Origin of the sequence: Lentzea terrae, from assembly GCF_003265345.1 — a bacterium.
Classification (GTDB): Bacteria; Actinomycetota; Actinomycetes; order Mycobacteriales; family Pseudonocardiaceae; genus Lentzea; species Lentzea terrae.
The window spans coordinates 37,534-62,996 of record NZ_QFWW01000037.1 but is presented as its reverse complement, the minus strand read 5'-3'; the positions used below and the strand labels follow the sequence as shown (position 1 = coordinate 62,996).

The following is a 25,463-nucleotide window of genomic DNA, read 5'->3' as shown; positions in this document are numbered from 1 at the left end:
CTCCCTACGAACTTGGACTGGGTAGTTGAAGAGGCAAGATGACGGTGTGGAACAGCCGCGCCTGGTCGCCTCCGACGTCGATGGAACCCTGCTCACCCCTCAGGAGAACGTGAGCGCACGCACCGCACAGGTGGTCGCGCGCGTGCTCGCCGCAGGTGTGCCGTTCGTGCTGGCCACCGGCAGGCCGCCGCGCTGGATCCCGCGCATCGCCGAGGAGGCCGGTCTCGACGGGCTCGCCGTGTGCGCGAACGGTGCGGTGCTCTACGACATCGGCCGCGACGAGATCGTCTGGGCGCGCACACTCAGCCCGATGCAGCTGCACGACATCGTCGACGCCATCGACAGCGTGCTGGACGACTGCACGTACGCGGTCGAGCTCGTCGGCACGCCGAAGGACGACAGAACGTTCGTCGCCGAGCTCAGCTACACCCACCCGTGGCCGGAGGGCCCGCACAGCGGCCTGACCCGCGCGGAGACGCTCGGCTTCCCCGCGACGAAGCTGCTGGCCCGGCACCGCAACCTGACCAGCGCCGAGATGGCGTCCGCGATCAACGAGGTGCTGCACGGCGAGGTCGACCTCACCTACTCCACGGACCACGGCCTGATCGAGATCTCGGTGCACGGCGTCACGAAGGCGTCCGGGCTCGCCGACGTCGCGGAACGGTTCGGCGTCGAGCGCGAGCACGTGATCGCGTTCGGGGACATGCCGAACGACGTGGAGATGCTGACCTGGGCCGGCCACGGCGTGGCGATGGCCAACGGGCACGAGGTCGCGAAGGCGGCGGCGGACGAGGTCACGGGCCCGAACGCCGAGGACGGCGTCGCGATGGTCCTCGAACGGTGGTTCTAACCGATAGTTAGCCTGTGCGGCTATGCGTGCACTCGTGACCGGCGGCGCCGGTTTCATCGGCTCCACCCTGGTCGATCGCCTGTTGCGCGAGGGTCACGAGGTCCGCGTGGTCGACGACCTGCGCCGCGGCGCCCGCACCACGCCGGCCGATTCCGCGCACGCCGACCGGTACTCGTTCACGCAGCTGGACGTCACGAGCCCCGAGCTCACCGACGTCGTGAGCGACTTCGGGCCCGAGGTGATCTTCCACCTCGCCGCGCAGATCGACCTGCGGATGAGCGTCGCCGACCCGATCTTCGACGCACGGCAGAACGTCCTCGGCACCATCAACGTCGCGGAGGCCGCGCGCAGGGCCGGCACCCGCAAGATCTGCTTCGCGTCGTCGGGCGGTTCGATCTACGGCACGCCGGACGTGCTGCCGGTCTCCGAGACCGTGCCGTTCAACCCGAAGTCGCCGCACGCGGCGAGCAAGATCTCCGGCGAGATCTACCTGAACACCTACCGCCAGCTGTACGGCCTGGAGTGCACGCACCTCGCGCTCGCGAACGTCTACGGCCCGCGGCAGGACCCGCACGGCGAGGCGGGCGTTGTGGCGGTCTTCGCCAAGGCCCTGCTGACCGGGAAGCCGACGAAGCTGTTCGGCGACGGCGGCAACACCCGCGACTACGTCTACGTCGAGGACGTGGTGGCCGCGTTCGTGGCGGCGTCCGGCGAGAACGGCGGCGGCCAGCGCTTCAACATCGGCACCGGCCGGCAGACCTCGGACAAGGAGCTGCACAGCCTCGTCGCGCTGGCGGCAGGGGCTCCCGACGAGCCCGAGTACGCGCCGGCGCGGCTCGGTGACCTGCGGGCCTCCGCGCTGGACTCGGCCAAGGCGCGGCGCGAGCTCGGCTGGGTGCCGGAGGTCGACATCAAGATCGGTGCGGCGCGGACGGTGGAGTACTTCCGCACCGCCTGATCAGCGCGCGGCCGAGTACTGGGCGCCGTCCGGCACGTACTTCTGCCGGGCGCGCCCGGACAGCCCGTCGCGGAACCCCGCGAGCAGCGCAGGCACGTGGGTCTTGCGCTTCTCCTCGAACACCACGGTGTTGAACGTCCAGCGCGCCAGGTAGAGGACGGCGCCCAGCGCCCAGTTCCGGTCCTTGGTGCGGCGCTCGCGGGCCAGGATCGTGCTGTTGCGCGCGACCCAGTAGAGCCGCCAGGCCGGGTAGTGCAGCACGTGCGTCCGCAGTGGACCGATCTTGTGCTCGCGCCGGTCGCCCAGCGAGTGCGGCAACAGGACCGCGGTGTCCTGCACGACGCGGAAGCCGTGGTCGCGCGCCCGCAGGCAGAAGTCGAAGTCGACCCAGTCGACGAAGAAGTCCTCGCGGAACCGGCCCACCGCGGTCAGGACGTCGCGCCGGACCAGCATCCCCGAGGTCATCACGCCGTGCCGGTCGATGAGCCCCTGGCCCGCCTGCGCGGCCTTCTCGTAGGCCTCGCCGTGGGTGGCGTCCCACGGCGTCGGCCCGACCACGCCCACCGACGCGTCGGCGAAGTGGGCGGCGAGCGCCGGCACGAGGTCGGGGGGCAGCACCGAGTCCTGGTCCAGGAACAGCACGACGTCCGTGTCGGCAGGCAGCTCGTCGACCGCCGAGTTCAGCGCCGCGGCCAGGCCGAGGTTGCTGCCGTTGCGCAGCACGGTGACCCTCGGGTCGTCGAGCTTCTCGGCGGACGACGTCGCCGTCGCCGGGGTGTTGTCCGAGACGATCACCCCGGAGCAGGTCCGCAGTGCGGACTCGACCACGGCCGCGAGCCGGTCGTCCGGGTGGTACGCCGTGACGAGAGCGGTGAACTTCACAGCCCGACCTCCGAGCGGTCCACACCGGACCGGTAGTCCGCGCCCGCGGGCAGATAGGTGTGCGTCACGCGGTTCAGCGCGGCGTCGCGGACGCCGCAGAGGATCGCCTTGACGTTCTTGGCCCGTGCCGGCTCGAACACGGCGGTGGTCAGCGCCTGCCGTCCGATGTAGAGGAAGGCCATCAGCGACCAGCGCGGGTTGCGGGTGAGGTGCTCGCGGATCATGACGAGCCCGTTGCGGGTGATCCAGTAATGCCGCCACGGCGAGTAGCGCAGCACCTTGATCGTGCGACCGAGGACCCGGTGCTCACGCCGGTCGCCGATCGAGTGCGGCAGCCGGGTCGCCATGTCCTGCACGATCCGCACGCCGGCCCTGCGCAGCCTGAGGCAGAAGTCGTTGTCGACCCAGTCGACGAAGAACTCGTCGCGGAACGGGCCAGCCGCGTCCAGGACCGCGCGCCGGACGATCATGCCGGACGTGATGACGGTGTCCTGGTCCACCAGCCCGGTGCCGGTGGGGGAGAAGCGCTCGTACGTGGTGCCGTCCGCCGCGTCGACCGGGGTCGGGGCGATGACGCCGATGGTGGGGTCGGCGAGGTGCGCCGCGAGCGCGGCCACCAGCCCGTCCGGGAGCACGGAGTCCTGGTCGAGCACGAGGACCGCCTCGGTCTCCGGCAGCAGCGCGCGGACCGCGTCGTTGAGGGCCCCCGCGAGACCGCCGTTGCGGCCCGACCGGAGCACGCGGACCCGGTCGTCGGCCAGCTTCTCGGCCGACGACGTCTCCGCGATCGGCGTGTTGTCGACCACGATGACGTCTGCGCAGGTCACAAGTGCTGCGTCGATCACCGCCGAGAGCCGGTCGTCCGGGTGGTACGCGGTGACGACAGCCGTGATGACTGGTTCGGTCATCGGTATTGAGGCTCCTCGAAATCGACGACACGGTGCGAACGAGGTGGCGCGAGAGACGGTCGTCGCACGTGAGTGGCCGAGTCTACAGAGGCGAGCAGGAGCCACTGACGGCGTCCGTTAGGCTCGAATCGGCCAGTCGGCCACCACCCGAAGATCGATAGGCCTTGGTGCATGAACCTCCTGCGTTTCCTGCGCAGTCCGATGGCGTTGATGGGCCTCGGACTAGGGATGGTCGTTCTCTCGGGTTTCGCGTTCATCCCCCTGATCACGCGCTCTGGCGTGGACGACTCCGGCGCCGCCGCGCTGGCAAGCCTCTACTTCTTGGTCAACACCATCGCGCTCGGCGCGTTCTCCGGCGTCGAGCAGGAGATGTCCCGCACGGTGAGCAGCGAACGCGCGCTCGGCCGTCCTGCCTGGCAGGCCGCCCGCCTGGTGGCCCGGCAGGCCCTGGTGCTCTTCGGGCTGATCTCCGCTCTGATCGTCGTGCTGTCCCCGGTGCTGGTCGGTGAAGCGCTGCGCGGGCACTGGGAGCTGCTCGCCCTGCTGGTCGTGGGCGTGCTCGCCACGTGCTGTGCCTCTGCGGTCCGCGGCGCTCTCGCCGGCAGTGAGCGATTCGGCCTGTACGCGGCGACGCTCGCCGTCGAGGGCTTGGCGCGGGTGGTGCCGTTGGTCGCGCTGTGGCTGCTCGGGGCCGACTCCCCGTGGCTGTTCGGGCTGGCCTTCGTCCTCGGCCAGGCCTTCGCCGCGCTGCTCGGCGTCGGAGTGCTGTGGCGGACCGGCGCCGCCGCTGCCGCCGTGCGCCGGGTGCCGCCGACCGCGCCAGCGACCGAAGGCACGGGCCGGACGTGGCTCGGCCTCTCCAGCGGCTTGTTCCTGCTGGTCGTCGCCAGTCTCACCTACCAGGCGGTGGTCAACCTGCCTGCGGTGGTGGTCGGCGCCAAGGTGGAGGCCGCGCTCGCGACGGCGATCGCCGGGGCCCTCACCGTGACCCGGTTGCCGATGCTCGCGTTCGTCCCGCTCCAGACCACGCTCCTGCCGCGACTGACCGCGACCGCGGCCCGTGGTGACCGGAGGGGGGTGCGTGCGCAGACCGTTCGCACCGTCGTGCTGTGCGTGGTGCTGGGCCTGCTCGGCATCGTGCTGCTGGCCACCGCGGGGCCGTGGATGCTCGCCCTCGTCGCCCCCGAGACCGCGAGCCTGTCCAACGCGACCTTGGCCGCGCTCGGCATCGGCACCGTCTTCCTCATGGCGGCGAACGTCACGCAGCCCGCGCTGATCGCCCTCGGCAAGCACCGGATGGTGCTGGTCGCGTTCCTGACGGGCGCGGCGGCCATGACGGTGACGTTCGTGCTGCCGGTCGACCCGATCCTCGCCGCGGTGCTCGCCACGTCGGTGGGCCCGGCGACCCTCATGATCGTCATGGCCGTCGTCCTGCTGCGGGCGACGGGCCACAACCAGCCACCCCCGGACGACGCGTCGGCGCCGGCGCTCGCCGAACCCAGGGAGCGAACCACCCGATGACCGACAAGATCACGGCGATCGCGACGGCCTACCACCCGGACGAGCGGCTGCTGGCCGTCGTCGAGGCCGCACGGGCGTCCTGCGTCGAGGTGCTGGTGGTGGACAACACCCCTGGCGGTGCGGAACTGCTCAGCGGCGAGCTGCCGGAAGGGGTCCGGGTGCTCCGCCCGGAGGGCAACCTCGGTCTCGCGGGCGCGCTCAACCTGGGCATGCGCGAGATGGCCCCCGGATCCGACGCGGTGCTGCTGCTCGACCAGGACTCGGTGCTGTCCGGGGAAATGGTCGGCCAGCTGGCCGCGTACCTGGCCGACCCGACCATCGGTGCCGCGGCTCCGGCTCCCTGGGACGCCGTGCGCCAGTCCTACATCGACCCGCGCACGGTGCTGCGGTCCGAGGTCGCCGACCGGGACGCCGTCATCACCTCCGGCATGGTGGTGCGGCGCTCGCTGCTCGACCAGGTGGGCGGGTTCCGCGAGGACTTCTTCGTGGACTGCGTCGACCAGGACTTCTGCCTGAAGCTGCGGCGCACCGGGATGCGGATCGTGCAGGACAAGCGGATCAAGCTGCCGCACTCGCTCGGCGACGTCCGCGAGCACCGGTTCCTGATCGGGCACGTCCGGGTCTCCCACCACCCGAGGTGGCGGCTGTACTGGGTGATCCGCAACGGCGTGCTGCTGGTGAAGGAGAACCTGCGTCAGTCACCGGTGTGGTGCCTGGCGTCCGTGCTCATCATGGCGCGCTGGGTGCTGCTGACGGCTCTGTACGAGAAGCCGCGCGGCGCCCGGCTGCGCGCGATGTGGCACGGCCTGCGGGACGGCTTGAGGGGCAGGACCAGCGCGGACTACCTGCCCGCCGGCAGCGCGCTCGCGGGGTCCTGAGCGAGCCTCACCCTTGCCGCTGGGTCTTTTCCCGCTGGGTGCCGAAGGCGTGCTTGGTCAGTGCCTGGGCGACCTCGCGCTGACCACCCAGCACCGCCGTCGGCAGCAGGCTCAACGCGTGCAGCCGGGACGAGCAGTGGTGGCGTGCGGCCCGCTCGGCGCGCAGCCAGCCCCTGGCCTTCATCCGGCCGGCCGCCGCGAGGAACACCGCGCGTTCCTCGGTGAAGCGGTCGCCGTCCAGCGCCATCTTCGACGAGACGCTCTCGCGGTGCCGCCGGTACTGGAAGCAGACGGTGCTGTCCACGAGCATCTGCTCGCCGCGCTCGACGAGCTCCAGCTCCAGCGCGACGTCCTGAGTGGTGCGCAGGTCGGCGCGGAAGCCGACCGCCTTGATCGCGTCGGTCCGCCAGGCGATCGACGGGAAGTACAGCCAGATGCCGCGCAGCAGGCTCACCGCCAGCTCTTCACCGCTCATCAACAGCCGACCGCTCACCTTCGGCGCATACAGTCTCTTCTTGACCTCGTCGGTGAGGGTTCTCAGCGGCCGGCCGTGCTCGTCGATCACCGTCACACCGGGTTGGATCATGCCGACGCCGGGGTGCGCCCGGTAGGCGGCCAGCACGGTGCCGACGTAGTTGGGCAGCAGCAGGTCGTCCGCGCCGAGCATCGTGATCAGCTCGTGCTCGGCGAGGTCGAGGCACCGGTTGAAGTTCCCCGTGACACCGAGGTTGCGCTCGTTGCGGAAGTAGCGGATCCGGTCGTCGCCCAGCGACTCGAACCAGCCGGGCACCTCGGGATGCGCCGTGTCGTCGACCACCGTCAGTCGCCAGCCCGCGTCCGTCTGCGACCGCACGCTCTGCACGGCGGCCTGCATGAGCGCGACGTCGCCGTAGTACGGCAACATGATGTCGATCATCGTCATGGTGCTGGCGATCTCCTCATCGGGTACGCGGCCATGATGCCTTACCTCGCCCCGGCCGAGTCCGTGAGGATGGGGCCCAGCTCACGCCGCTATCCTCTGCGATCGTGCAAATTCGTGAGCTGACCATCGCCGGCGCGTACGAGTTCGTGCCGCGGACCTTCGGCGACAACCGCGGCATGTTCGCCAGCCCCTACCAGGAGCAGGCGCTGATCGAGGCGACTGGCCGCTCGATGCGGGTTGCCCAGACCAACCACTCCATCTCCAGCAAGGGCACCATCCGCGGCGTGCACTTCGCCGACGTGCCGCCGAGCCAGGCGAAGTACATCTACTGCCCGCGCGGCTCGCTGCTGGACGTCGTGGTCGACATCCGGGTGGGCTCACCGACCTTCGGCCAGTGGGACGCGGTCCGGCTGGACTCGACGGAGTGCCGCGCGCTGTTCGTGTCCGAGGGTCTGGGGCACTCGTTCGTCGCTCTCGAGGACGACACCGTCATGAGCTACCTGTGCGGTGAGGCGTACAACCCGAGCGCGGAACACGGCATCAACCCGCTGGACGAGGCGCTCGCACTGCCCTGGCCCACTGATCTTGAGCAGGTGCTTTCCGAGAAGGACCTCGCCGCCCCGACCCTCGCCGAGGCCGAGACGGCCGGTATTCTCCCCCGGTACGAGGACTGTCTCGCCTACTACGAGAAGCTCCGCGCCAACAGCGTGTGACGACGCGCCGCCGGAAGGCTTCTTTGTACGCGCTCGACGAGTGCCCCTATTGCCAACCGGATGGGAAGAACGCGCGACGATGAGAGGGATCATTCTCGCCGGCGGCAGCGGTACCCGGCTGCACCCGATCACGCAGGCCGTGTCCAAGCAGCTGCTGCCGGTCTACGACAAGCCGATGGTCTACTACCCGCTGTCGGTGTTGATGCTCGCGGGCATCAAGGAAATCTTGATCATCTCGACGCCGACCGACCTGCCGAACTTCCAGCGCCTGTTCGGCGACGGTTCGCAGTTCGGCCTCCGGCTGGAGTACGCGGAGCAGCCGCAGCCCAACGGCCTCGCCGAGGCGTTCGTCATCGGTGCCGACTTCATCGGCGACCAGGACGTGGCGCTCGTGCTCGGCGACAACATCTTCCACGGCCAGGGCTTCGCCAAGGTGCTGCAGCAGCACGCGAGCGGGATCGACGGCTGCGTGCTGTTCGGCTACCCGGTCAAGGACCCGGAGCGCTACGGCGTGGGCGAGGTGGACGCGCAGGGCAACCTCATCTCGATCGAGGAGAAGCCCGCGCTGCCGAAGTCCAACAAGGCCATCACCGGTCTCTACTTCTACGACAACCAGGTCGTGGAGATCGCCCGCGGACTCGAGCCGTCCGCTCGCGGCGAGCTGGAGATCACCGACGTCAACATGGTCTACCTCAAGCAGGGCAACGCGAAGCTGGTCGACCTCGGGCGCGGGTTCGCCTGGCTCGACACCGGCACGCACGACTCGATGCTCGAGGCCGGCCAGTACGTCCAGGTGCTCGAGCACCGGCAGGGGATCCGGATCGCCTGTCTCGAGGAGATCGCGCTGCGGATGGGCTTCATCGACGCCGACGCGTGCTACGCCCTCGGCGAGAAGCTGGCCAAGTCCGGCTACGGCCAGTACGTGATGGAGGTCGCCCGCTCGTCGGGCGCCGCCGCCAAGTGAACAAATCGACTGCTCAACCGACAGGTGCGACGAGGAATACGATGCGGGTTCTGGTAACTGGTGGCGCGGGGTTCATCGGATCCCACTACGTGCGGCAGCTCGTCGGAGGCGCCTACCCGGCGTTCGCCGACGCCGAGGTCGTCGTGCTGGACAAGCTGACCTACGCGGGCAACGAGGCCAACCTCGCACCGGTGGCCGACAGCCCCCGGCTGCAGTTCGTCCGCGGCGACATCTGCGACGCGGAGCTGGTCGGCAAGCTGATGGCCGGCACCGACGTGGTGGTGCACTTCGCCGCCGAGTCGCACGTGGACCGGTCCATCTCCGGTGCCGCCGAGTTCGTGGTGACCAACGTGCTCGGCACCCAGACGCTGCTGCAGGGCGCGCTGGAGGCCGAGGTCGGCAAGTTCATCCACATCTCCACGGACGAGGTGTACGGCTCGATCGAGTCGGGCTCCTGGACCGAGGAGCAGCCGCTGGAGCCGAACTCGCCGTACTCGTCGGCCAAGGCGAGCTCCGACCTGATCGCGCGGTCCTACCACCGCACGTACGGCATGCCGGTGTGCATCACGCGCTGCTCGAACAACTACGGCGAGTACCAGTTCCCCGAGAAGGTCATCCCGCTGTTCGTGTCGAACCTGATGGACGGCAAGAAGGTGCCGCTCTACGGCGACGGCCTGAACGTGCGCGACTGGCTGCACGTCGACGACCACTGCCACGGCATCCAGCTCGTCGTCGAGGGCGGCCGCGCGGGTGAGGTCTACAACATCGGTGGCGGCACCGAGCTGACCAACCGCGAGCTGACCGAGAAGCTGCTGGCCGCGATGGGCGCCGACTGGTCCTCGGTCGAGCAGGTCACCGACCGCAAGGGTCACGACCGCCGCTACTCGGTCGACATCACCAAGATCTCCACCGAGCTCGGCTACGCCCCGCGCGTGCCGTTCGAGGAGGGCCTGGCCCGCACCGTCGCGTGGTACCGCGACAACCGCAGCTGGTGGGAGCCGCTCAAGGAGCGCGCCGCACTGGCCTGATCGACTGCGTGAAAAAGCCCGGTCCCGCGTTTCGCGAGACCGGGCTTTTGTCGTGCGAGCCGCTACCGGCTCGGTGAGGCCGAGCCGCACCTGTCGAGCTTGTAGAGCTTGATCGTGCCGCTGGACGCGACCAGCTCGAACGCACCGGGCGTGGTCGGGTCCGTGATGCCGGGGTACCGCTTGCGGCGGTTGTCCCACGGCCAGAACGTCTTGTTCGCGAGCAACATGTAGTCCGCACCCAGCCGGTCGGCCGCCGCGCACACCTTCGGGTCCGTCGCCGCGTCGGCGAGGTGCTCCGCGAGGTACCGCTGGTCGTCGCCCCACGGGAGGTCGGCGTGCGGGAACACGGCCTTGCGGCGGATGTCGGCGAGCATGACGGCCGAGCCGTCCCACGGGTCGTTCACCACGACCGCGTCCTTGGGCAGCACCTGGTCGAGCTTGCCGAGGAACGCCAGCTCGGACTGGTCGACCAGCACCCCGGTCTCCGGGTTGGTGTCGAGGTAGGAACCGCGCACCGTGGTGATGTTCGTGCCCGCGTAGTAACCGCGGCTCAGCGGCAGCAGCGCTACCAGCACGATGATCGCCAGCGCGGTCGGCGTGCGGAGCAGTGCCGGCGCCTTGGCCAGCAGGGGCGCGCGTTCCGCGATCTTCGCCGTGATGAACAGCACCCCGATGACCGCGAGCGGTACCGCGACGATCGGCGCGATGGCCGCGATGCGGAACGAGTCGTTGTACCAAACGCCGGTGAACTTCCTGGTGTCCGGCCGGTTGATCGCCGCGGCGAGCGTGTACAGGAACGTCACGGCGGCGAACGCCCCGACCAGCCAGCGGTGTTCCTTCAGCCGCCAGGCGAGCACCAGCCCGACGATGGTGAGGATCGACAACGCCCAGAGGGCCGGCTTGCCGTTCGGGGAGTTCAGCAGCGCCTCGCCGACCGCCCTGGACGGGGTCTCGAACGGCGGCCAGTACATCTCCCGCACCGGCTTGAACGCGGGCAGGCGGGACACGACGACCCAGAGACCGAACAACACCGCGAGCGTGCCGCCGACGAGCCCGACGCCCTGCCACGTCCTGCCGTCGCCGTGCAGCTTGCGACCCCAGCGGAAGAGCGCGATCAGGAACGGGAAGAGCGCCAGCACCGCGAGGCTGAACAGCGCGTTCGGGTGGGCGAAACCGGTGCCGACGAGCACGAGCGCCGCCATCGTCAGCGACCTGCGGCGGCCGAGGATGTCCTCCTTGGCCAGCGACGTCGCGGCCAGCACGGCGCCGAGGCCGGCGGGGACCAGCGCGAGTCCGAGCAGGTTCGGCCACAGCACGCCGAAACCGAGCAGGGCCCACGGGAACGCGGTGAACGTGACGGCCAGCACCGGCGTGATGGCGATGGCCGCCGTGTTCCTGCCGACGAGCTGGCGGACCAGCAGCAGCATGCTCAGCGGCCAGACCACCGCGGCGATGGCCCAGGCCACCACGTTCGCGGCCACCGCGATGGACGTGCCGGTGCTCAGCACGACCAGGGACGTCACGCCGTGCCACGCACCGGGGTAGAAGCCGGTGGGGAGGGCCGGGTTGCCGAGCGGCGCCAGGGTCAGCGACGAGGCGGAGCCGGACTCGAGGATGTAGTTGACCGCGCTGTAGTGGTAGATCGCGTCGAAGGTCTGGTTGAGCTGGTCGGGCGCCCCCATGCCGCGGATCGCCACGTACGCGCCGATCAGCACGGCGGGCACCACGGCCGCGGCGGCGACCCACTGGGTGCGGATCGGGTCGTTGCTGCGCGGCGGTGCGATCCGGCGGAACAGGAACGACAGCGCCACCGCGAGCAGACACGTGACCGCGGTGATGACGAGAACCGGCAGCACCGCCCACTTCACGCCGGCCTTCTGCGCGAGGACGGCGGAGAAGGAGATCAGCAGAACGCTCAGCGTGGGCCCCAGCCCCCACGCGCCGAGGCCGCGCAGACCCAGTGCGTACGCCAGTGCCACACCGGGGCCGATCAACCAGGCCGCGGCCACGAGCGCGGCAGGTATTGCCTCGAACCAACTCATCGTCCTGCTACCTCACAGTGATATCGCCTGTGTGAAGGGGGCCCGGCGGTCCTGAACAGGCGCGTACGGCCGCGTTGCCCGAGCAAAGGTGCGAAACCGACGGAAGTCTACGGTCAGCCGATCGAGGGGTTGCGTTTCACCCGAGGTGGCCCCGCGGGCCGGGGGTGGCTGGCAGCGCAGGTAAGCGGCGGCGTTACCCTCGTGGGCGTGAGCTTCGCAGGTTATGACCTGATTGTCGTCGGTTCCGGGTTCTTCGGCCTCACGGTCGCCGAGCGCACCGCGTCCCAGCTGAACAAGCGGGTGCTGGTGCTGGAGCGGCGCGACCACATCGGAGGCAACGCCTACTCGGAGGCTGAGCCCGAGACAGGCATCGAGGTGCACCGCTACGGCGCGCACCTCTTCCACACGTCCAACAAGCGCGTGTGGGACTACGTGAACCAGTTCACCTCCTTCACGAACTACCAGCACCGCGTCTTCGCGATGCACGACGGTCAGGCGTACCAGTTCCCGATGGGTCTCGGCCTCATCTCGCAGTTCGTCGGGCGCTACATGTCGCCGGAGGACGCGAAGGCGTGGGTCGCCGAGCAGGCGTCCGAGATCGACACCAAGGACGCGCAGAACCTCGAGGAGAAGGCGATCTCGCTGGTCGGCCGTCCCCTCTACGAGGCGTTCATCAAGGCCTACACCGCGAAGCAGTGGCAGACGGACCCGAAGGAGCTGCCCGCGGCGGTCATCAGCCGCCTGCCGGTGCGCTACAACTTCGACAACCGCTACTTCAACGACACCTACGAGGGCCTGCCGGTCGACGGCTACACCGCGTGGCTCGAGAAGATGGCGGACCACCCGAACATCGACGTCAAGCTGTCCACGGACTTCTTCGACGTGCGTGACGAGATCCCCGCCGGCACGCCGATCGTCTACACCGGACCGGTCGACCGCTACTTCGACTACTCCGAGGGCTGGCTCGGCTGGCGCACGCTCGACTTCGAGCGGGAAGTCCTGCCGATCGGCGACTTCCAGGGCACTTCGGTCATGAACTACAACGACGCGGACGTCCCGTACACCCGCATCCACGAGTTCCGGCACTTCCACCCCGAGCGCGAGTACCCGAGCGACAAGACGGTTATTGTTCGGGAGTTCTCCCGCGCGGCGGAGAAGGACGACGAGCCGTACTACCCCATCAACACGGCTGAGGACCGCGCCAAGCTGGAGCGTTACCGCGAGCTGGCCAAGCAGGAGGCCGCGGAGCGCAACGTGATCTTCGGCGGGCGCCTCGGCACGTACAAGTACCTGGACATGCACATGGCGATCGGCTCGGCGCTGAGCGTGTTCGACAACAAGATCGCTCCGCACCTGGCGTCCGGTCAGGCGCTGGACGGGTCGCTGGAGGACTGAATCGCAATGCCGGGCAAGTCCAACCTCGTGGAGCACGAGGCGCCGGAGAAACTGCTGACACAGCGGGGCCTGTTCGCGGGACCGTCGCAGATCATCTCGGAAGACCTGTACGCCGAGGTCAAGCGGGGTATCGCGGACCGGGAGCGCCACCGCATGGTGGTGCACCCGAACGCCACGGTCACGATGAACACGTACTTCGGCCGCTTCCCCGCGTCGTACTGGCAGCGGTGGTGTGTGAGCCCGGAGGTGGAGCTCGAGGTCGAGGTCACCGGCTCCGGCCAGATCGCGCTGGTCGCCTCGGACTCCGAGGGTGAGACCCGCACGGTCGCCGCGGAGAAGGTCGCCGGTGCGAAGGCGCAGCTGGTGCGCCTCTCCGCGAAGATCGACAAGTTCACCGACGGCGGTGGCCTGTGGTTCGACGTGACCACCGCGGACGACTCGCTCGCCGTGGAGAAGGTGCGCTGGACGGTCGCCCCGCCGAAGACGGTGCGGCCGACCGCCGTCGTCATCTGCACGTTCAACCGCGTCGACGACTGCCTCAACACGATGGCCGCCCTCGCCTCCGACCCGGAGCCGCTGCAACTCGTCGACACGATCTACGTCGTCGACCAGGGCACGGACGCGGTCGAGTCGCGTGAGCGGTTCGCCGAGGTCTCGGCCGCGCTCGGGGACAAGCTGCGCTACATCCGCCAGCCGAACCTCGGTGGTGCCGGCGGCTTCACGCGCGGCCTCTACGAGGTCACCGAGGTCGACCACGCGGAGCACGCCAACGTCCTGTTCATGGACGACGACGTGCTGTGCGAGCCGGAGATCGTCATCAGGCTCACCGCGTTCGCGAACCGCACGACCAATCCGACGATCGTCGGTGGTCAGATGCTCTACCTGCTGCACCCGAACTTCCTGCACGTCGGTGCCGAGTACGCGAACCTCGACACCCTCAACCCGGGCCAGGTCGTGGACGGCGCGCTGTTCAACGCCGACCTCACCGGGTACGACGAGGAGACGGGCAAGCGCAACGTCCAGGACAAGCGCGTCGACGCCGGCTACAACGGCTGGTGGTCGTGCCTCATCCCGTCGGAGATCGTGAAGGCGGTCGGCTACCCGCTGCCGCTGTTCTTCCAGTGGGACGACATCGAGTACGGCTACCGCGCACGTGCGCACGGCTTCGCCACCGTGTCGCTGCCCGGCGCCGGTGTGTGGCACGCGGACTTCCACTGGAAGGACTGGGACGACTGGCACAGGTACTTCAACCTGCGCAACGCCCTGATCACCTCCGCGCTGCACGGCGCGTTCAACCCGAAGATGGTCGTGCGCGGCATGGCCAAGCAGTTCGCCACGTACATCCTGGGCATGCAGTACGGCCTCGCTGCCACCCAGCTCAAGGCGATCGAGGACTTCCTCAAGGGCCCGGACTTCCTGGCTGACGGCGGTGTGCAGGCGGCGGCGGACATCCGCAAGCTGCGTGCCGAGTACCCGGAGACCGTGAAGCACCCGGCGTCGGAGATCCCCGGTTTCCGGCCTGGCAGCCTGCCGATGATCGCTGCCGCGCCGACGCCGAAGCAGATGGCGCCGGTGTTCGTCAAGCGCCTGGTGGACCAGCTGCTCGGCAAGTCGACGCACGAGGCCGGTGCTGTTCCCGCCGGCGACTCGGCGTGGTGGCACGTCTCGCTGTTCAACACGGCGGTCGTGACAGACGCGTCGCAGGAAGGCGTGCGGGTGCGCAGGCGGGACAAGGAGCTCGCGGTGCGCCTGTCCAAGCAGGGCGCGAAGGTCTTCCGCGAGCTGTACCGCAGAGCCCCGGAGGTCCAGCGCTCCTACCGGGACGCGATGGGGCAACTCACCAGCCGCGAGACCTGGTCGCGGCTGTACGACCTCTGAATCACACAACGCGCTGCACGGGCGGTCCGGATCTTCCGGGCCGCCCGCACCACTTGACAGGGGAAGGTCTGTGGACCAGAACTGCGTGCTGCAACGGGTGATCCTGCCCAGGGACGAAGATCCGCTGGACGTCCGGCCGTTGTACCTGGACGAGCCCGACACGGTGCACTGCCACGTCGCTTCCCGCCGCAGGACAACAGTCCCCCCGTCCGCGAAGGTCTCCTTCGCCACCTACTTCAACGCCTTCCCCGCCTCCTACTGGAAGCGCTGGACGACGGTCGCCGAGGTCGTCCTGCGGATGGCGGTGCGCGGCTCCGGCCGCATCGACGTGTACCGCTCGCGCCCGTCCGGCGACATCATCCACATCGAGGGCCAGTACGTCCGCGACGCGGCCGACTGGGCCGAGGTCGAGTTCACCGTGTCGCTCAAGCCGTTCGAGGACGGCGGCTGGATCTGGTTCGACGTCTTCACCGACGACGCGCCGCTCGAGATCCGCGAGGCGGCGTGGACCGTGCGCGAGCCGTTGCCCGCGCAGAAGGTCGCCATCGGCATGACGACCATGCGCCCGGTCGACGCGGTGATCGCGTTGCGCGCGCTCGGCGAGGACAAGGCCGTGCTCGACGTGCTCGGCAAGGTCTTCGTCGCCGACCAGGGTGCCGTGAAAGTCCGCGACACCAAGGGTTTCGCGGAGGCGGCGGCACTGCTCGGCGACAAGCTGGAGGTCATCGAGCAGGAGAACCTCGGTGGCTCCGGCGGGTTCACCCGCGGCCTGTTCGAGGCGATCGAGCACACCGACGTCGACCAGATCATGTTGATGGACGACGACATCCGGCTCGAACCGGACGCGGTGCTGCGCTCCAACGCGTTCGCGCGCGCCGCGGCCGAACCGGTGATCGTCGGCAGCCACATGCTGAACCTGCACTCCCGGGCACGCCTGCACAGCTTCGCGGAGATCGTCGACCTCAACACGTGCTTCTGGCGTGCCGCGCCGGGAGCGGTGACCGACCACAACTTCGCGACCGACTCGCTGCGGGAGACGAAGGAACTGCACCCGCGGGTCAACGCCACCTACAACGGCTGGTGGATGTGCCTGTTCCCGCGTGAGGTCGTACGCCGCAGCGGTTACCCGTTGCCGCTCTTCATCAAGTGGGACGACGCCGAGTACTCGCTCCGGGCGCTGGAACACGGCTTCCCGACGGTGTCGCTGCCGGGCTCCGCGGTGTGGCACATGCCGTGGACGGACAAGAACGACTCGACGGACTGGCAGGCGTACTTCCACACGCGCAACCGACTGATCCTCGCCGCGCTGCACAGCCCGTACGACGTGAAGAAGAACATCGTCAAGCACGGCCTGAAGCTGTCGCTGCGGCACCTGCTGTCGATGGAGTACTCGACGGTCATGTTGCAGCAGAAGGCGATCGAGGACTTCCTCGCCGGACCGTCGCTCCTCTTCGACTCACTGCGCACCGCACTCCCCGAGGTGCGCAGGCTGCGGGCCGAGTACTCCGACGCGCAGACCCTGCCGTCGGCTCGCGAGTTCCCGCCACCGACGTTCGACCAGGTCCGCGCGGAGGCGATGCTGCAGCCGTCGACGTCGAAGATCACCACGGCGAAGCGTGCGGCCAAGTCGTTGCTGCACAACGCCCGCAAGCCCGCCCCGGACGCGGCGGGCCGCCCGCAGATGAACGTGCCGGCGTTGAGCGCCAGGTGGTTCCTGCTCGGCAACCTGGACAGCGCGACCGTCTCCACCGCGGACGGCACGGCGGTGGCGTTCTACAAGCGCGACCCGAAGGAGTTCCGCGCGCTGGCCAAGCGTGCGGCTCGCAACTACCGCCGGCTCGGTCAGGAGTGGGACCAGCTCAAGCGGGTCTACCGGGCCGCGCTGCCGGAGCTGACCTCGACCGAGGCGTGGCGCAAGGTGTTCGAAGCCCAGCGCTGACACCTGCTTCTCGACGGCACCGCGACCGGGCACAGCCCCGGTCGTGGTGCCGTTCTAGTACCCGGTTACGGCATGTCACGGAGCGTGTTTGGCCTGGTCATCGTGTCCGCAGTGGACGTTTCCCTGCGCTGGTGACCGGTTCGTCAGGCTGACTCAAGTAGCACGTTCGGGACTGGTTAAGCTGATGCCCGTGTCTGACTCGGTCGACTACCGGCGAGTGCTGATCGTTCTGCCGGCTCTCAATGAAGAGCAGAACATCGAAAAGATCATCGCCGAAGTGAAGGCAACCCTGCCCGGCGTCGGCGTGCTCGTCGTCGACGACGGCTCGTCCGACCGCACCGCCATGCGCGCGCGGGAGAGCGGCGCCCAGGTGGCGCGGCTCGCCGTGAACCTCGGTGTGGGCGGTGCGATGCGCACGGGCTTCCGCTACGCGGTGCGCAACGACTACGAGGTCGTCGTGCAGGTCGACGCGGACGGACAGCACAACCCGGCCGAGGTGCCGGATCTGCTCCGCAAGCTGGACGAAGCCGACCTCGTGATCGGTGCGCGCTTCGCCGGCAAGGGCGACTACAAGGCCCGTGGCCCGCGCAAGTGGGCGATGACGGTGTTCGCCATCGTGCTGTCGGCACTGTCGGGGCAGAAGCTCACCGACGTGACGTCCGGCTTCAAGGCAGCGGGTCCTCGCGCGGTGCGGCTCTTCGCCCAGCACTACCCGGCGGAGTACCTCGGTGACACGCTGGAGTCGCTGGTCATGGCCGTGCGGGCCGACCTGAAGATCACGCAGGTACCTGTGGCGATGCGGATGCGGGCAGGCGGCACGCCCTCCACGTCCCCGGTGAAGTCCGCGGTCTACCTGATGCGGGCCACGCTGGCACTGGTGCTCGCCATCGTGCGGCGCAAGCCCAAGACCAACGTCATCGAAGCCGCCTGAGGGGTTCGCAGTGAACGAGTTCCAGTTGTTCGCGGTGCTGATCGCGGCGTTCGTGTTCATCGTCGTGATCGAAATGCTCCGGCGTCGAAAGCTTCGTGAGAAGTACGCGGCGATGTGGCTGCTCGTCAGCCTGGGTGTGGTCGCGCTGGGCGTGATCCCCGGCCTGGCGACGTTGCTCTCCGATCTGGTCGGCTTCCAGCTCGCCGCGAACTTCGTGCTCGCCAGCGCTGCGTTCGTGCTGCTCTTCGTCGTGCTGCAGCTCTCCAGCGAGGTGGGTCACCTCGAGGAAGAGGTGCGCACCACGGTGGAGGAAATCGCGTTGTTGCGCTGCGAGATGGAAGACATGCGCGCAAGGCTCGACGAGCGCGTCACCAGTGCGGAAGAGCAGCTGCTCGGCCGGTCCTGACTCGGTCGGTCCTTCTCCTCAGTCCTTGATGCCGGTCTCCGTCACGCCGCGCACCAGGAACCGTTGCAGCGCCACGAACACGACGACCAGCGGCATGATCGAGACGGCAGCGGCCAGGAACAGCTGCACCACGTCGATCGACTGAGCCGTGAGGAACGTGGACAGCGCGACCTGCACGGTCCACGAGTCCTGATCCTGTGCGATCACCAACGGCCACAGGAACTGGTTCCACGACGTCACGAACGCGATCACACCCAGGGCGGCGAAGAACCCCTTCGAGTTCGGCACCACGACGCGCCAGTACGTGCCCCAGTGCCCGAGCCCGTCGATCCGCGCCGCCTCCTCCAGCTCGCGCGGGAAGTTCAGGAAGTACTGCCGGAACAGGAACGTGGTGAACCCGCTGAACAGCCCGGGGATCACCAGCCCGCGCAGGTCGGACACCCAGCCCAGCGTCGAGACGACCACGAACGTCGGCACGAACGTCACCGCCGCCGGGATCATCAACGTGGCGATGACCAGGTACAGCACGACATTCGCGTACCGGTAGGGAATCCGCGCGAGGCCGTATCCCGCCAACCCGCACAACAGCAGCTGGCCAACCGTCTGCAGCACCGCGACGACGAACGAGTTGACCATGCTGCGCACCATCGGCACGGCCGGGTTGCTGAACAACGCGACGAAGTTCTCCCAGTGGATCTCGCTCGGCCAGAACGTCCACGACTGCGCGGTGATCTCCTGCTCAGTCGCCAAACCGTTGCGCAGCACCAGGTAGAACGGGATCAGGAACAGCACCGCCGCCAGCGACAGCGCCAGGTACCGCAGTGCCTTCATCGCGTGATCACCCGTCCCTGCAACAAGGTCACGCCCGCGATGAGCAGCGTGAGGATCACCGCGCCCGCGCTGCCGTGCCCGAAGTCCTGCCCGCCGGAGCCCAGCGCCGTGTAGTAGAGGTAGATCAACGGCGGTCGCGCGAACGGCGGGTAGCCGCGGTCGGTGCCGAGCACGTTGTAGAACTCGTCGAACGCCTGATACGCCGCGATGAGCAGCAACAGCACGACAGCCACCGACGTGGTTCGCAGCTGTGGCAACGTGATGTACCGCAACGTCTGCCAACCGGGCTTGGCGCCGTCGATCCACGCGGCTTCGTAGAGGTGCTGCGGAATCCGCTGCAGCCCGGCGATGAAGAGGATCAGGTAGAACCCGAGCTGCAGCCACAGCCGCAACGTCACGAGCACCAGCCAGTACCAGGGCGGCGACGTCGAGACCGTCCACGCGACCGGCTCCGCGCCGAACCACCCGAGCACCGTGTTGGCAAGCCCGAACCGCACGCCGTTGAAGATCGACAGCTTCCACACCAGTGACGCCACGACGTACGAGCACGCCGTCGGCAGGAAGAACACCGAGCGGAAGAACCCCTGCAGGAAGCTGATCTGGTTGACCAGCAACGCCAGTGCCAGCGCGAGCACGAACGTCAGCGGCACGATGAACGCCGCGAACACGCTGAACGTCCCCAGGCTCGACAGGAAGGGCTGGTCCGTCAGCATGTCCGCGTAGTTGCGCAGTCCCACGAACTCGGTGGGCGTCACCGTGTTGCGCGCCTCGAAGAACGACAGCAGCAGGCTCCACCCGATCGGCACGTAGACGAACACGAGCAACCCGATCGCGAACGGCCCGACGAACAGCCAGAACGCGCGCCCGTGCTTCATCCGTACAGGCGCTTCAGCTCGTCCCGCACCTTCCCGGCGGCGCCGCGCAGCTCCTGGTCGGCAGGAGCGCCGTCCCGGACGACCCGCGACACGGCGTCGTTGAACGCCGTCCGCATCACCGACGTCCAGTCCGGTGGGTTGGACGCCTTCGCGTTGTCCCGCACGAACTTCACGGCGTCGGCGGCCGCACCGGTCGTCAGCTTCGACGCCTTCGCGGAGATGCTCTTGCGCGGCGGGATGTGGAAGCCGTAGCTCAGGTTGAAGTCCTCCTGGTAGTCGGTCCGCTCGACCCACAGCCAGCGCACGAACTCCTTCGCCTCGTCGACCCGCTTCGACTTGGCGTTGACCATCGCCCCGAACGCGCCGACCGGCACACTCGGACTGCCACTACTGCCGAGCTTCGGGAACGGCAGCACTCCGAAGTCGTCACCCAACGCCTTCTGCACGGCCGGAACCGCCCACAACCCGGTCCACTGCATGGCCACCAGGCCCTGGGTGAACGCGTCCGGCTCCGCCCAGTCCTTCACCGCGCCGAGCAGCAGACCACCGCTGCCGTACAACTCGCGCAGCTTGCTGATCGCCTGTGCCGCAAGGGGATCGTCGAACCCGACCTGGTGGTCCCGCACGTAGTCGAGCCCGGCCGACCACAGCGCGGGCCCGCCCAGCACCCCGCCGCCACCGTCGTTGCCGGCGAACAACCCCTTGACCCCGTCGCGGGTCAGTCGCCGCGCCGCGTCGATCAGCTCATCCACTGTGGACGGCGGCTGCACTCCGGCCTGAGCGAGCAAGCTCTTGCGGTAGAACAACATCTGCATGTCAACGGCCTGCGGAACCCCGTAGACCTTCCCGTCGACGGTGTGCGTCGCGAGAATCGACTCGGCGAAGTCGCTCTTCGCGTCGCCGAACACGTCGTCGAGCGGCACGACCTGATTCGCCCTGACCGAGCTGATCTGCAGGGTGGACTCGAAGACGTCCGGTCCGCCGTCGGACAGCAGGCTCGTCGCGAGCTTGGAGTCGTAGTCGCCGGGGTTCCACTGCACGTCGATCGGGATCTTGGGGTACGCCTTGGCATACCTCTCCACGGCCTGCTGCACGCCGGGCTCGCCGTAGGCGTGGTACCACTGCTTCAGGCCCTGGCCGTTGCCGCCCCTGCCGGTGTTCGAACCGCACGCCGCGAGCAATGCGGACGCGCCCGCCAATGAGAGAAGTCTGCGTCGCGAAATCACTCATCACGTCTTACTCCGATCACGTCCGGTGCGCGAGCGACTACTCGAAGTGCGCGACGACGACGTTGGAGAAGTTCACGACGTACTCACGACCGTCCGGGCCCGCGATCGGCTGCGTGTGGCCGTTGCGGACGATCTGGGTCAGCCGCGGCGCGAGGTCGTCCCGCGTCTCGTTCGTGACCGTGAGGGTGATCGGGTTGGGGTTTGCGGCGAGGAACAGCACGAGTTTGCTCATGCGGTTCAGCAAACCGCGAGTGGGAGCTGCTGGAGGGCGGGTTTCGCTGGCAGCGGTTCCGCCCTCAGCAGATCACTTGCGGAAGAAGCGCTCCCGCTGACCCTGGCGCACGAGCTTCAGCCACTCGACGAACGCCTTCGGGTCGCGCTTCACGCCGAGGAAGTACAGGCCGAACCGGAACACCTCGAGCGCGCCCAGCTTCCGCATGCCCGGCTGCGACAGCAGGTAGCCGCGGTTGCGGTAGGTGTAGTAGCGCTTGATCGGGTTCTCCGGGTCCTGGGCGTGGAACCTGCCGCCCAGCATCGGCTTGAACTCGTCGGAGCCGTCCGGGTGCACGTACGCGACCCGCAGCGACGTGCCGAACGGCAGGCCGGAGCGCACGAGCCGGCGGTGGACCTCCACCTCGTCGCCGCGGAAGAACAGCCGGTAGTCCGGCACGCCGACGACGTCGAGCGTGGACGCGCGGAACAGCGCGCCGTTGAACAGCGAGGCGATGCCAGGCAGGAAGTCCGTGCCGAGGTCGGCCGCCGAGCGCTTCCACGTGAGGCCGCGGCGCAACGGGAACGCGAGCTTGTCCGGGCTGTCGATGTTCGTGACGACCGGCGAGATCTCCGCGAGGTTGCGCCGGTCTGCCTCTTCGAGCAGCACGGCCAGCACGTTCTCGTCGGCGGGGCGGCCGTCGTCGTCGGCGAGCCACACCCAGTCCGCACCGAGCGAGAGGGCGTGCAGGATGCCGAGCGCGAAACCGCCGGCGCCACCGAGGTTGCGGTGCGAGGGCAGGTAGGTCGTGGGGATCGGGCACTGCTCGACGAGGTCGTCGACCGGCTGGTCGGGACCGTTGTCGACGACGACCAGGTGGTCGGGAACGCGGGTCTGGGTGGCCAGCGCCTTCAGCGACTCGGCCAGGAGCTCGCGCCGGTGGCGGGTGACCACCACCGCGACCACCGAGCCCTTGGGCAGTGCCTCGAGGTTCACGATTTACTCGCCACCATTTCCGCTGAGGACGGGGGTCTCCTCGTGCTGGTGCATCCGCTCGAACGGGTCGTAGCCCTTGTACGCGGTGAGCACCTCGCGCAAGTCCCCGTGCATCTTGACGTGGCCTTCGTCCATCCAGATCGCGCTGTCGCAGAACTCCGCCAGGAACTCGTCGGAGTGGTTCGCGAACACCAGCAGACCGGAGCGGGCCACCAGGTCCTTGAGCCGGTCGCGCGCCTTCGCCATGAACGCCGCGTCGACCGCGCCGATGCCCTCGTCCAGCAGGAGGATCTCGGGGTTGATCGACGTGACGACGCCCAGCGCGAGCCGGACGCGCATGCCGGTGGAGTACGTGCGCAGCGGCATCTGCAGGTAGTCACCGAGCTCGGTGAACTCCGCGATGTCGTCGACGCGGGACTCCATCTGCTTGCGGGTCATGCCGAGGAACAGGCCCCGGATCATGATGTTCTCGTACCCGGAGATCTCCGGGTCCATGCCGACGCCGAGGTCGAAGACCGGCGCCACCTTGCCGACGATGCGCGAGTGGCCGCGGGTCGGCTCGTAGATGCCCGCCAGCAGGCGCAGCAACGTCGACTTGCCGGCGCCGTTGTGGCCCACCAGGCCGACGCGGTCGCCGTCCTTGAGCGAGAGCGAGATGTCGTGCAGCGCCTCGATGATCGGCACCCGGCCCTCTGAGCCGATCTTGCCGCCGACCTTGCCGAGCGCGAGCTTCTTCAGCGACCTCGACTTCGCGTCGAAGATCGGGAAGTCGACCGATGCGTTCCAGACGTCGATGCTGACCATGGTTCTCGTCGACCTCCTTCTCAGACCCAGTAGGAAACGCGGGCGCGGTAGTTGCGCAGGATCACCAGCGCGAGCAGCCAGCCGAAGACGGTGAACCCGCCGACGACCGCCCAGTGGTGCCAGTCCACCGCGTGGCCGAGCAGCGGCGCCCGGACGATCTCCACGAAGTGGAACACGGGGTTGAGCTCGGCGATGAGCACGCGCCACTTCGAGTCGCCACCGGCGAGGCTCTGCAGCACACCCGCGTCCCAGACGATCGGCGTCATGAAGAACACCAGGTTGATGAAGCTGTGCACCACCGGCGGAATGTCGCGGAAGCGGGTGCTGATGACGCCGAACAGCAGCGCGACCCACACCGCGTTCACCGCGAGCAGCACGAAGCCGGGGATCGCGAACACGATGGTCCAGCTCAGACCGGGGTGTTCCGGCCCGCCCTGGGTGATCGTGTACGGGTGGTCGAGCGCCGTGAAGAAGATGCCCAGCACCACCAGGTAGACCACGAGGTTGTGCGCGAGGAACAGCACCTGGCGCCACACCATGCGCATCACGTGCACCGAGATCGGCGCGGGGAGGTGCTTGATGAGCCCCTCGTTCGCGATGAACACGTCGGTGCCTTCGGTGACGCAACCGACGATGAAGTTCCAGACGATGAAGCCGACCGTCACGTAGGGCAGGAACGTGGGGACGTTCGCCTTGAAGAGGACGGAGTACAGCAGACCGAGCGCGAGCGCGGTGGTGGCCATCGAGATGGTGATCCACAACGGCCCGATCACCGACCGGCGGTAGCGCTGCTTGATGTCCTGCCAGCCGAGGTGACCCCACAGTTCGCGGTGGTCCCACGCCTCCCGCACGTCGGCGAACGCGCGCTTGAAGCTGCGCGACTTGACGGCTGGCGGTGCCTCAGGATGGTCGAACGTACGGGTGGCTTGCACGAGGACTGAGCGTACCTGCGTCCATCCCGAGGCCTGCTCACCGGTCGGTCACGGTGCGATTACCGGGCTCAGACCTCGATCACGTCGTACTAGAGGTACTGACCCGTGCCCTTGCCGCCGGGGGCGCCGTCGGTCGCCTCACCGCTCCCACCTGCGGGAAGAGCACGTCCGCGCATCTGCTCGAGCTGCGCCCGCGCCGCCATCTGCTGGGCGAACAAGGCCGTCTGGATGCCGTGGAACAGGCCCTCCAGCCAGCCGACGAGCTGAGCCTGCGCGATCCGCAGCTCGGCGTCCGACGGGGTGCCGTCCTCGGTGAACGGCAGCGACAGGCGCTCCAGCTCCTCGCGCAGGTCCGGCGCGAGGCCGTCCTCGAGCTCCTCGATGGACCGCCGGTGGATCTCCTTGAGTCGGATGCGGCTCGCCTCGTCCAGAGGTGCCGCCCTGACCTCCTCAAGCAGTTGCTTGATCATCGTGCCGATCCGCATGACCTTCGCCGGCTGCTCGACCATGTCGGTGATGTCGCCGTCCTGGCCGCCGACGATGACGACGGGCTGCTCCTGGTTCATGGTCTCCATCCTGGCCTCTTTCATCTGTGGAGGGTTATCCGGGTGGGGGCTGGCCGACACCGTGTTTGCCTTCATACGTACGGTGTGTGGCATGGCGTTCGACGTCGCTCGGGTACGAGGGCTCTTCCCCGCGCTCGGCGACGGCTGGGTCCACCTCGACGCACCGGCCGGCATGCAGGTGCCGGAGCAGGTCGCCACCGCCGTCTCCACCGCGCTGCGCGCCCCGGTCTCCGGACCAGGGGGCATCTTCCCCGCTTCCCAGCGAGCACAGGGCATCGTGGACGCCGCCCGCAGGTCCGTGGCGGACCTCGTCGGCGGCGACCCGGCCGGTGTCGTGCTGGGTCCGTCGTCCGCGGTGCTGCTGCAACGGCTCGCCGACGCGATGACGGACGACTGGTTCATGGGCGACGAGGTGCTCGTGTCCCGGCTGGACCACCCGGCGAACATCGCGCCGTGGCTGCGCGCGACGCAGCGCACCGGCAGCGCGGTCAAATGGGCAGAGATAGACATCGAGACGTGCGAGCTGCCGAGCTGGCAGTACGACGAGCTGGTCACCGACCGCACCAAGCTCATCGCGATCACCGCGGCGTCCGGTGTCGTCGGCACCCGTCCTGACCTGGCCAAGATCTCAGCGGTGGCTCGCGCGCACGGGGCGTTGATGGTGGTGGACGCGTCTTCCGCCGCGCCGTTCGTGCCGTTGGACATCGTCGACATGGGCGCCGACGTCGTGGCCATTTCCGCTGGTCAGTGGGGCGGGCCGCCGGTCGGCGCGCTGGTGTTCCGCGACCCGTCGGTGCTGGAGCG

25 protein-coding genes are annotated in these 25,463 nt (G+C 68.6%); 13 read left to right on the top strand and 12 right to left on the bottom strand.

The window, feature by feature from the left end; all coding sequences use genetic code 11:
• Positions 1 to 25 precede the first annotated feature (25 nt).
• Positions 26 to 850, top strand: coding sequence for an HAD family hydrolase (locus DI276_RS45455; protein WP_232837364.1), 825 nt, complete (start codon positions 26 to 28; stop codon positions 848 to 850).
• A gap of 22 nt (positions 851 to 872) precedes the next feature.
• The gene (locus DI276_RS45450; RefSeq protein WP_112275924.1) at positions 873 to 1,808 is read left to right on the top strand and encodes an NAD-dependent epimerase/dehydratase family protein; all 936 of its coding nucleotides are present in this window, start codon (positions 873 to 875) and stop codon (positions 1,806 to 1,808) included.
• Here the strand turns inward: DI276_RS45450 and DI276_RS45445 are convergent, their stop codons facing one another.
• Together DI276_RS45445 and DI276_RS45440 are read right to left on the bottom strand one after the other, a co-directional pair.
• Complete coding sequence (locus tag DI276_RS45445) at positions 1,809 to 2,690, bottom strand: glycosyltransferase (protein ID WP_157985357.1); 882 nt, start codon at positions 2,688 to 2,690, stop codon at positions 1,809 to 1,811. It lies immediately after the preceding gene.
• Positions 2,687 to 3,598: a glycosyltransferase gene (locus DI276_RS45440; RefSeq protein ID WP_112275922.1), complete on the bottom strand. Its 912-nt coding sequence runs from the start codon at positions 3,596 to 3,598 to the stop codon at positions 2,687 to 2,689. The genes DI276_RS45445 and DI276_RS45440 overlap by 4 nt, the downstream gene beginning before the upstream one ends.
• A gap of 171 nt (positions 3,599 to 3,769) precedes the next feature.
• Between DI276_RS45440 and DI276_RS45435 the strand changes: the two genes are divergently transcribed.
• The gene (locus DI276_RS45435; RefSeq protein WP_112275920.1) at positions 3,770 to 5,119 is read left to right on the top strand and encodes a lipopolysaccharide biosynthesis protein; all 1,350 of its coding nucleotides are present in this window, start codon (positions 3,770 to 3,772) and stop codon (positions 5,117 to 5,119) included.
• Positions 5,116 to 5,997 (top strand): glycosyltransferase, encoded by an 882-nt coding sequence (locus tag DI276_RS45430; RefSeq protein ID WP_112275918.1) that lies wholly within the window; start codon positions 5,116 to 5,118, stop codon positions 5,995 to 5,997. The genes DI276_RS45435 and DI276_RS45430 overlap by 4 nt, the downstream gene beginning before the upstream one ends.
• 7 nt (positions 5,998 to 6,004) lie before the next feature.
• On the opposite strand, the gene DI276_RS45425 is transcribed toward DI276_RS45430, so the two are convergent.
• Positions 6,005 to 6,919, bottom strand: a complete 915-nt coding sequence (locus tag DI276_RS45425) for a glycosyltransferase family 2 protein (RefSeq protein WP_112275916.1) — start codon at positions 6,917 to 6,919, stop codon at positions 6,005 to 6,007.
• Between the two features lie 104 nt (positions 6,920 to 7,023).
• On the opposite strand from DI276_RS45425, the gene DI276_RS45420 reads away from it, so the two are divergent.
• From DI276_RS45420 to rfbB, 3 genes are all read left to right on the top strand, one after another.
• Positions 7,024 to 7,632, top strand: a complete 609-nt coding sequence (locus DI276_RS45420; protein ID WP_112275914.1) for a dTDP-4-dehydrorhamnose 3,5-epimerase family protein — start codon at positions 7,024 to 7,026, stop codon at positions 7,630 to 7,632.
• A 79-nt stretch (positions 7,633 to 7,711) separates the two neighbouring features.
• Positions 7,712 to 8,596 carry a glucose-1-phosphate thymidylyltransferase RfbA gene (gene rfbA, locus DI276_RS45415; protein ID WP_112275912.1) on the top strand — a complete coding sequence of 295 codons (885 nt, stop codon included), beginning with the start codon at positions 7,712 to 7,714 and terminating at the stop codon, positions 8,594 to 8,596.
• 41 nt (positions 8,597 to 8,637) lie between these two features.
• Positions 8,638 to 9,624, top strand: coding sequence for a dTDP-glucose 4,6-dehydratase (rfbB, locus tag DI276_RS45410; RefSeq protein WP_112275902.1), 987 nt, complete (start codon positions 8,638 to 8,640; stop codon positions 9,622 to 9,624).
• 62 nt (positions 9,625 to 9,686) lie between these two features.
• Here the strand turns inward: rfbB and DI276_RS45405 are convergent, their stop codons facing one another.
• A complete protein-coding gene (locus DI276_RS45405; RefSeq protein WP_157985356.1) occupies positions 9,687 to 11,666 on the bottom strand; it encodes a DUF6541 family protein in 1,980 nt (659 codons plus the stop codon).
• 207 nt (positions 11,667 to 11,873) lie between these two features.
• Here DI276_RS45405 and glf point away from each other — a divergent pair, with 207 nt between their 5' ends.
• The 5 genes from glf to DI276_RS45380 all read left to right on the top strand — a co-directional run bounded on the left by glf (position 11,874) and on the right by DI276_RS45380 (position 18,215).
• Positions 11,874 to 13,061, top strand: coding sequence for a UDP-galactopyranose mutase (gene glf / locus DI276_RS45400; RefSeq protein ID WP_112276297.1), 1,188 nt, complete (start codon positions 11,874 to 11,876; stop codon positions 13,059 to 13,061).
• Between the two features lie 6 nt (positions 13,062 to 13,067).
• Positions 13,068 to 14,939: a glycosyltransferase gene (locus tag DI276_RS45395; protein ID WP_112275898.1), complete on the top strand. Its 1,872-nt coding sequence runs from the start codon at positions 13,068 to 13,070 to the stop codon at positions 14,937 to 14,939.
• A 70-nt stretch (positions 14,940 to 15,009) separates the two neighbouring features.
• The gene (locus tag DI276_RS45390; RefSeq protein WP_232837363.1) at positions 15,010 to 16,878 is read left to right on the top strand and encodes a glycosyltransferase; all 1,869 of its coding nucleotides are present in this window, start codon (positions 15,010 to 15,012) and stop codon (positions 16,876 to 16,878) included.
• A gap of 190 nt (positions 16,879 to 17,068) precedes the next feature.
• The gene (locus tag DI276_RS45385) at positions 17,069 to 17,809 is read left to right on the top strand and encodes a glycosyltransferase family 2 protein (protein WP_232837362.1); all 741 of its coding nucleotides are present in this window, start codon (positions 17,069 to 17,071) and stop codon (positions 17,807 to 17,809) included.
• A 10-nt stretch (positions 17,810 to 17,819) separates the two neighbouring features.
• Entirely contained in the window at positions 17,820 to 18,215 is a 396-nt protein-coding gene (locus tag DI276_RS45380; protein WP_112275883.1) for a DUF2304 domain-containing protein, read from the top strand.
• Positions 18,216 to 18,233: 18 nt separating this feature from the next.
• On the opposite strand, the gene DI276_RS45375 is transcribed toward DI276_RS45380, so the two are convergent.
• The 8 genes from DI276_RS45375 to DI276_RS45340 form a co-directional block, all read right to left on the bottom strand.
• Positions 18,234 to 19,046 (bottom strand): carbohydrate ABC transporter permease, encoded by an 813-nt coding sequence (locus tag DI276_RS45375; protein ID WP_112275881.1) that lies wholly within the window; start codon positions 19,044 to 19,046, stop codon positions 18,234 to 18,236.
• Positions 19,043 to 19,921 (bottom strand): carbohydrate ABC transporter permease, encoded by an 879-nt coding sequence (locus tag DI276_RS45370; RefSeq protein ID WP_112275879.1) that lies wholly within the window; start codon positions 19,919 to 19,921, stop codon positions 19,043 to 19,045. The genes DI276_RS45375 and DI276_RS45370 overlap by 4 nt, the downstream gene beginning before the upstream one ends.
• Positions 19,918 to 21,120 (bottom strand): ABC transporter substrate-binding protein, encoded by a 1,203-nt coding sequence (locus DI276_RS45365; RefSeq protein WP_232837361.1) that lies wholly within the window; start codon positions 21,118 to 21,120, stop codon positions 19,918 to 19,920. Before DI276_RS45365 ends, DI276_RS45370 begins: the two co-directional genes overlap by 4 nt.
• Before the next feature lie 67 nt (positions 21,121 to 21,187).
• Positions 21,188 to 21,382 (bottom strand): hypothetical protein, encoded by a 195-nt coding sequence (locus DI276_RS45360; RefSeq protein ID WP_112275875.1) that lies wholly within the window; start codon positions 21,380 to 21,382, stop codon positions 21,188 to 21,190.
• A gap of 72 nt (positions 21,383 to 21,454) precedes the next feature.
• Positions 21,455 to 22,357: a galactofuranosyltransferase GlfT1 gene (gene glfT1 / locus DI276_RS45355; protein WP_232837360.1), complete on the bottom strand. Its 903-nt coding sequence runs from the start codon at positions 22,355 to 22,357 to the stop codon at positions 21,455 to 21,457.
• Positions 22,358 to 22,360: 3 nt separating this feature from the next.
• Positions 22,361 to 23,161: a galactan export ABC transporter ATP-binding subunit Wzt/RfbE gene (wzt, locus tag DI276_RS45350; RefSeq protein WP_112275871.1), complete on the bottom strand. Its 801-nt coding sequence runs from the start codon at positions 23,159 to 23,161 to the stop codon at positions 22,361 to 22,363.
• Positions 23,162 to 23,181: 20 nt separating this feature from the next.
• Positions 23,182 to 24,093, bottom strand: coding sequence for a galactan export ABC transporter permease subunit Wzm/RfbD (wzm, locus tag DI276_RS45345; RefSeq protein ID WP_112275869.1), 912 nt, complete (start codon positions 24,091 to 24,093; stop codon positions 23,182 to 23,184).
• 89 nt (positions 24,094 to 24,182) lie between these two features.
• Positions 24,183 to 24,683 (bottom strand): bacterial proteasome activator family protein, encoded by a 501-nt coding sequence (locus DI276_RS45340; protein WP_112275867.1) that lies wholly within the window; start codon positions 24,681 to 24,683, stop codon positions 24,183 to 24,185.
• Positions 24,684 to 24,750: 67 nt separating this feature from the next.
• Here DI276_RS45340 and DI276_RS52830 point away from each other — a divergent pair.
• On the top strand, positions 24,751 to 25,463 hold a 713-nt coding region (locus tag DI276_RS52830; protein WP_232837359.1), incomplete at its 3' end, for an aminotransferase class V-fold PLP-dependent enzyme.

Excerpts from the sequence above, each read along its gene's own strand:
- DI276_RS45440 (WP_112275922.1), bottom strand. The coding sequence starts at position 3,598 with ATGACCGAACCAGTCATCACGGCTGTCGTCACCGCGTACCACCCGGAC.
- DI276_RS45425 (WP_112275916.1), bottom strand. The coding sequence starts at position 6,919 with ATGACGATGATCGACATCATGTTGCCGTACTACGGCGACGTCGCGCTC.
- DI276_RS45375 (WP_112275881.1), bottom strand. The coding sequence starts at position 19,046 with ATGAAGGCACTGCGGTACCTGGCGCTGTCGCTGGCGGCGGTGCTGTTC.
- rfbA (WP_112275912.1), top strand. The coding sequence starts at position 7,712 with ATGAGAGGGATCATTCTCGCCGGCGGCAGCGGTACCCGGCTGCACCCG.
- DI276_RS45450 (WP_112275924.1), top strand. The coding sequence starts at position 873 with ATGCGTGCACTCGTGACCGGCGGCGCCGGTTTCATCGGCTCCACCCTG.
- rfbB (WP_112275902.1), top strand. The coding sequence starts at position 8,638 with ATGCGGGTTCTGGTAACTGGTGGCGCGGGGTTCATCGGATCCCACTAC.
- DI276_RS45405 (WP_157985356.1), bottom strand. The coding sequence starts at position 11,666 with ATGAGTTGGTTCGAGGCAATACCTGCCGCGCTCGTGGCCGCGGCCTGG.
- DI276_RS45395 (WP_112275898.1), top strand. The coding sequence starts at position 13,068 with ATGCCGGGCAAGTCCAACCTCGTGGAGCACGAGGCGCCGGAGAAACTG.
- DI276_RS45430 (WP_112275918.1), top strand. The coding sequence starts at position 5,116 with ATGACCGACAAGATCACGGCGATCGCGACGGCCTACCACCCGGACGAG.
- DI276_RS45370 (WP_112275879.1), bottom strand. The coding sequence starts at position 19,921 with ATGAAGCACGGGCGCGCGTTCTGGCTGTTCGTCGGGCCGTTCGCGATC.
- DI276_RS45340 (WP_112275867.1), bottom strand. The coding sequence starts at position 24,683 with ATGAAAGAGGCCAGGATGGAGACCATGAACCAGGAGCAGCCCGTCGTC.
- DI276_RS45435 (WP_112275920.1), top strand. The coding sequence starts at position 3,770 with ATGAACCTCCTGCGTTTCCTGCGCAGTCCGATGGCGTTGATGGGCCTC.
- wzt (WP_112275871.1), bottom strand. The coding sequence starts at position 23,161 with ATGGTCAGCATCGACGTCTGGAACGCATCGGTCGACTTCCCGATCTTC.
- DI276_RS45360 (WP_112275875.1), bottom strand. The coding sequence starts at position 21,382 with ATGAGCAAACTCGTGCTGTTCCTCGCCGCAAACCCCAACCCGATCACC.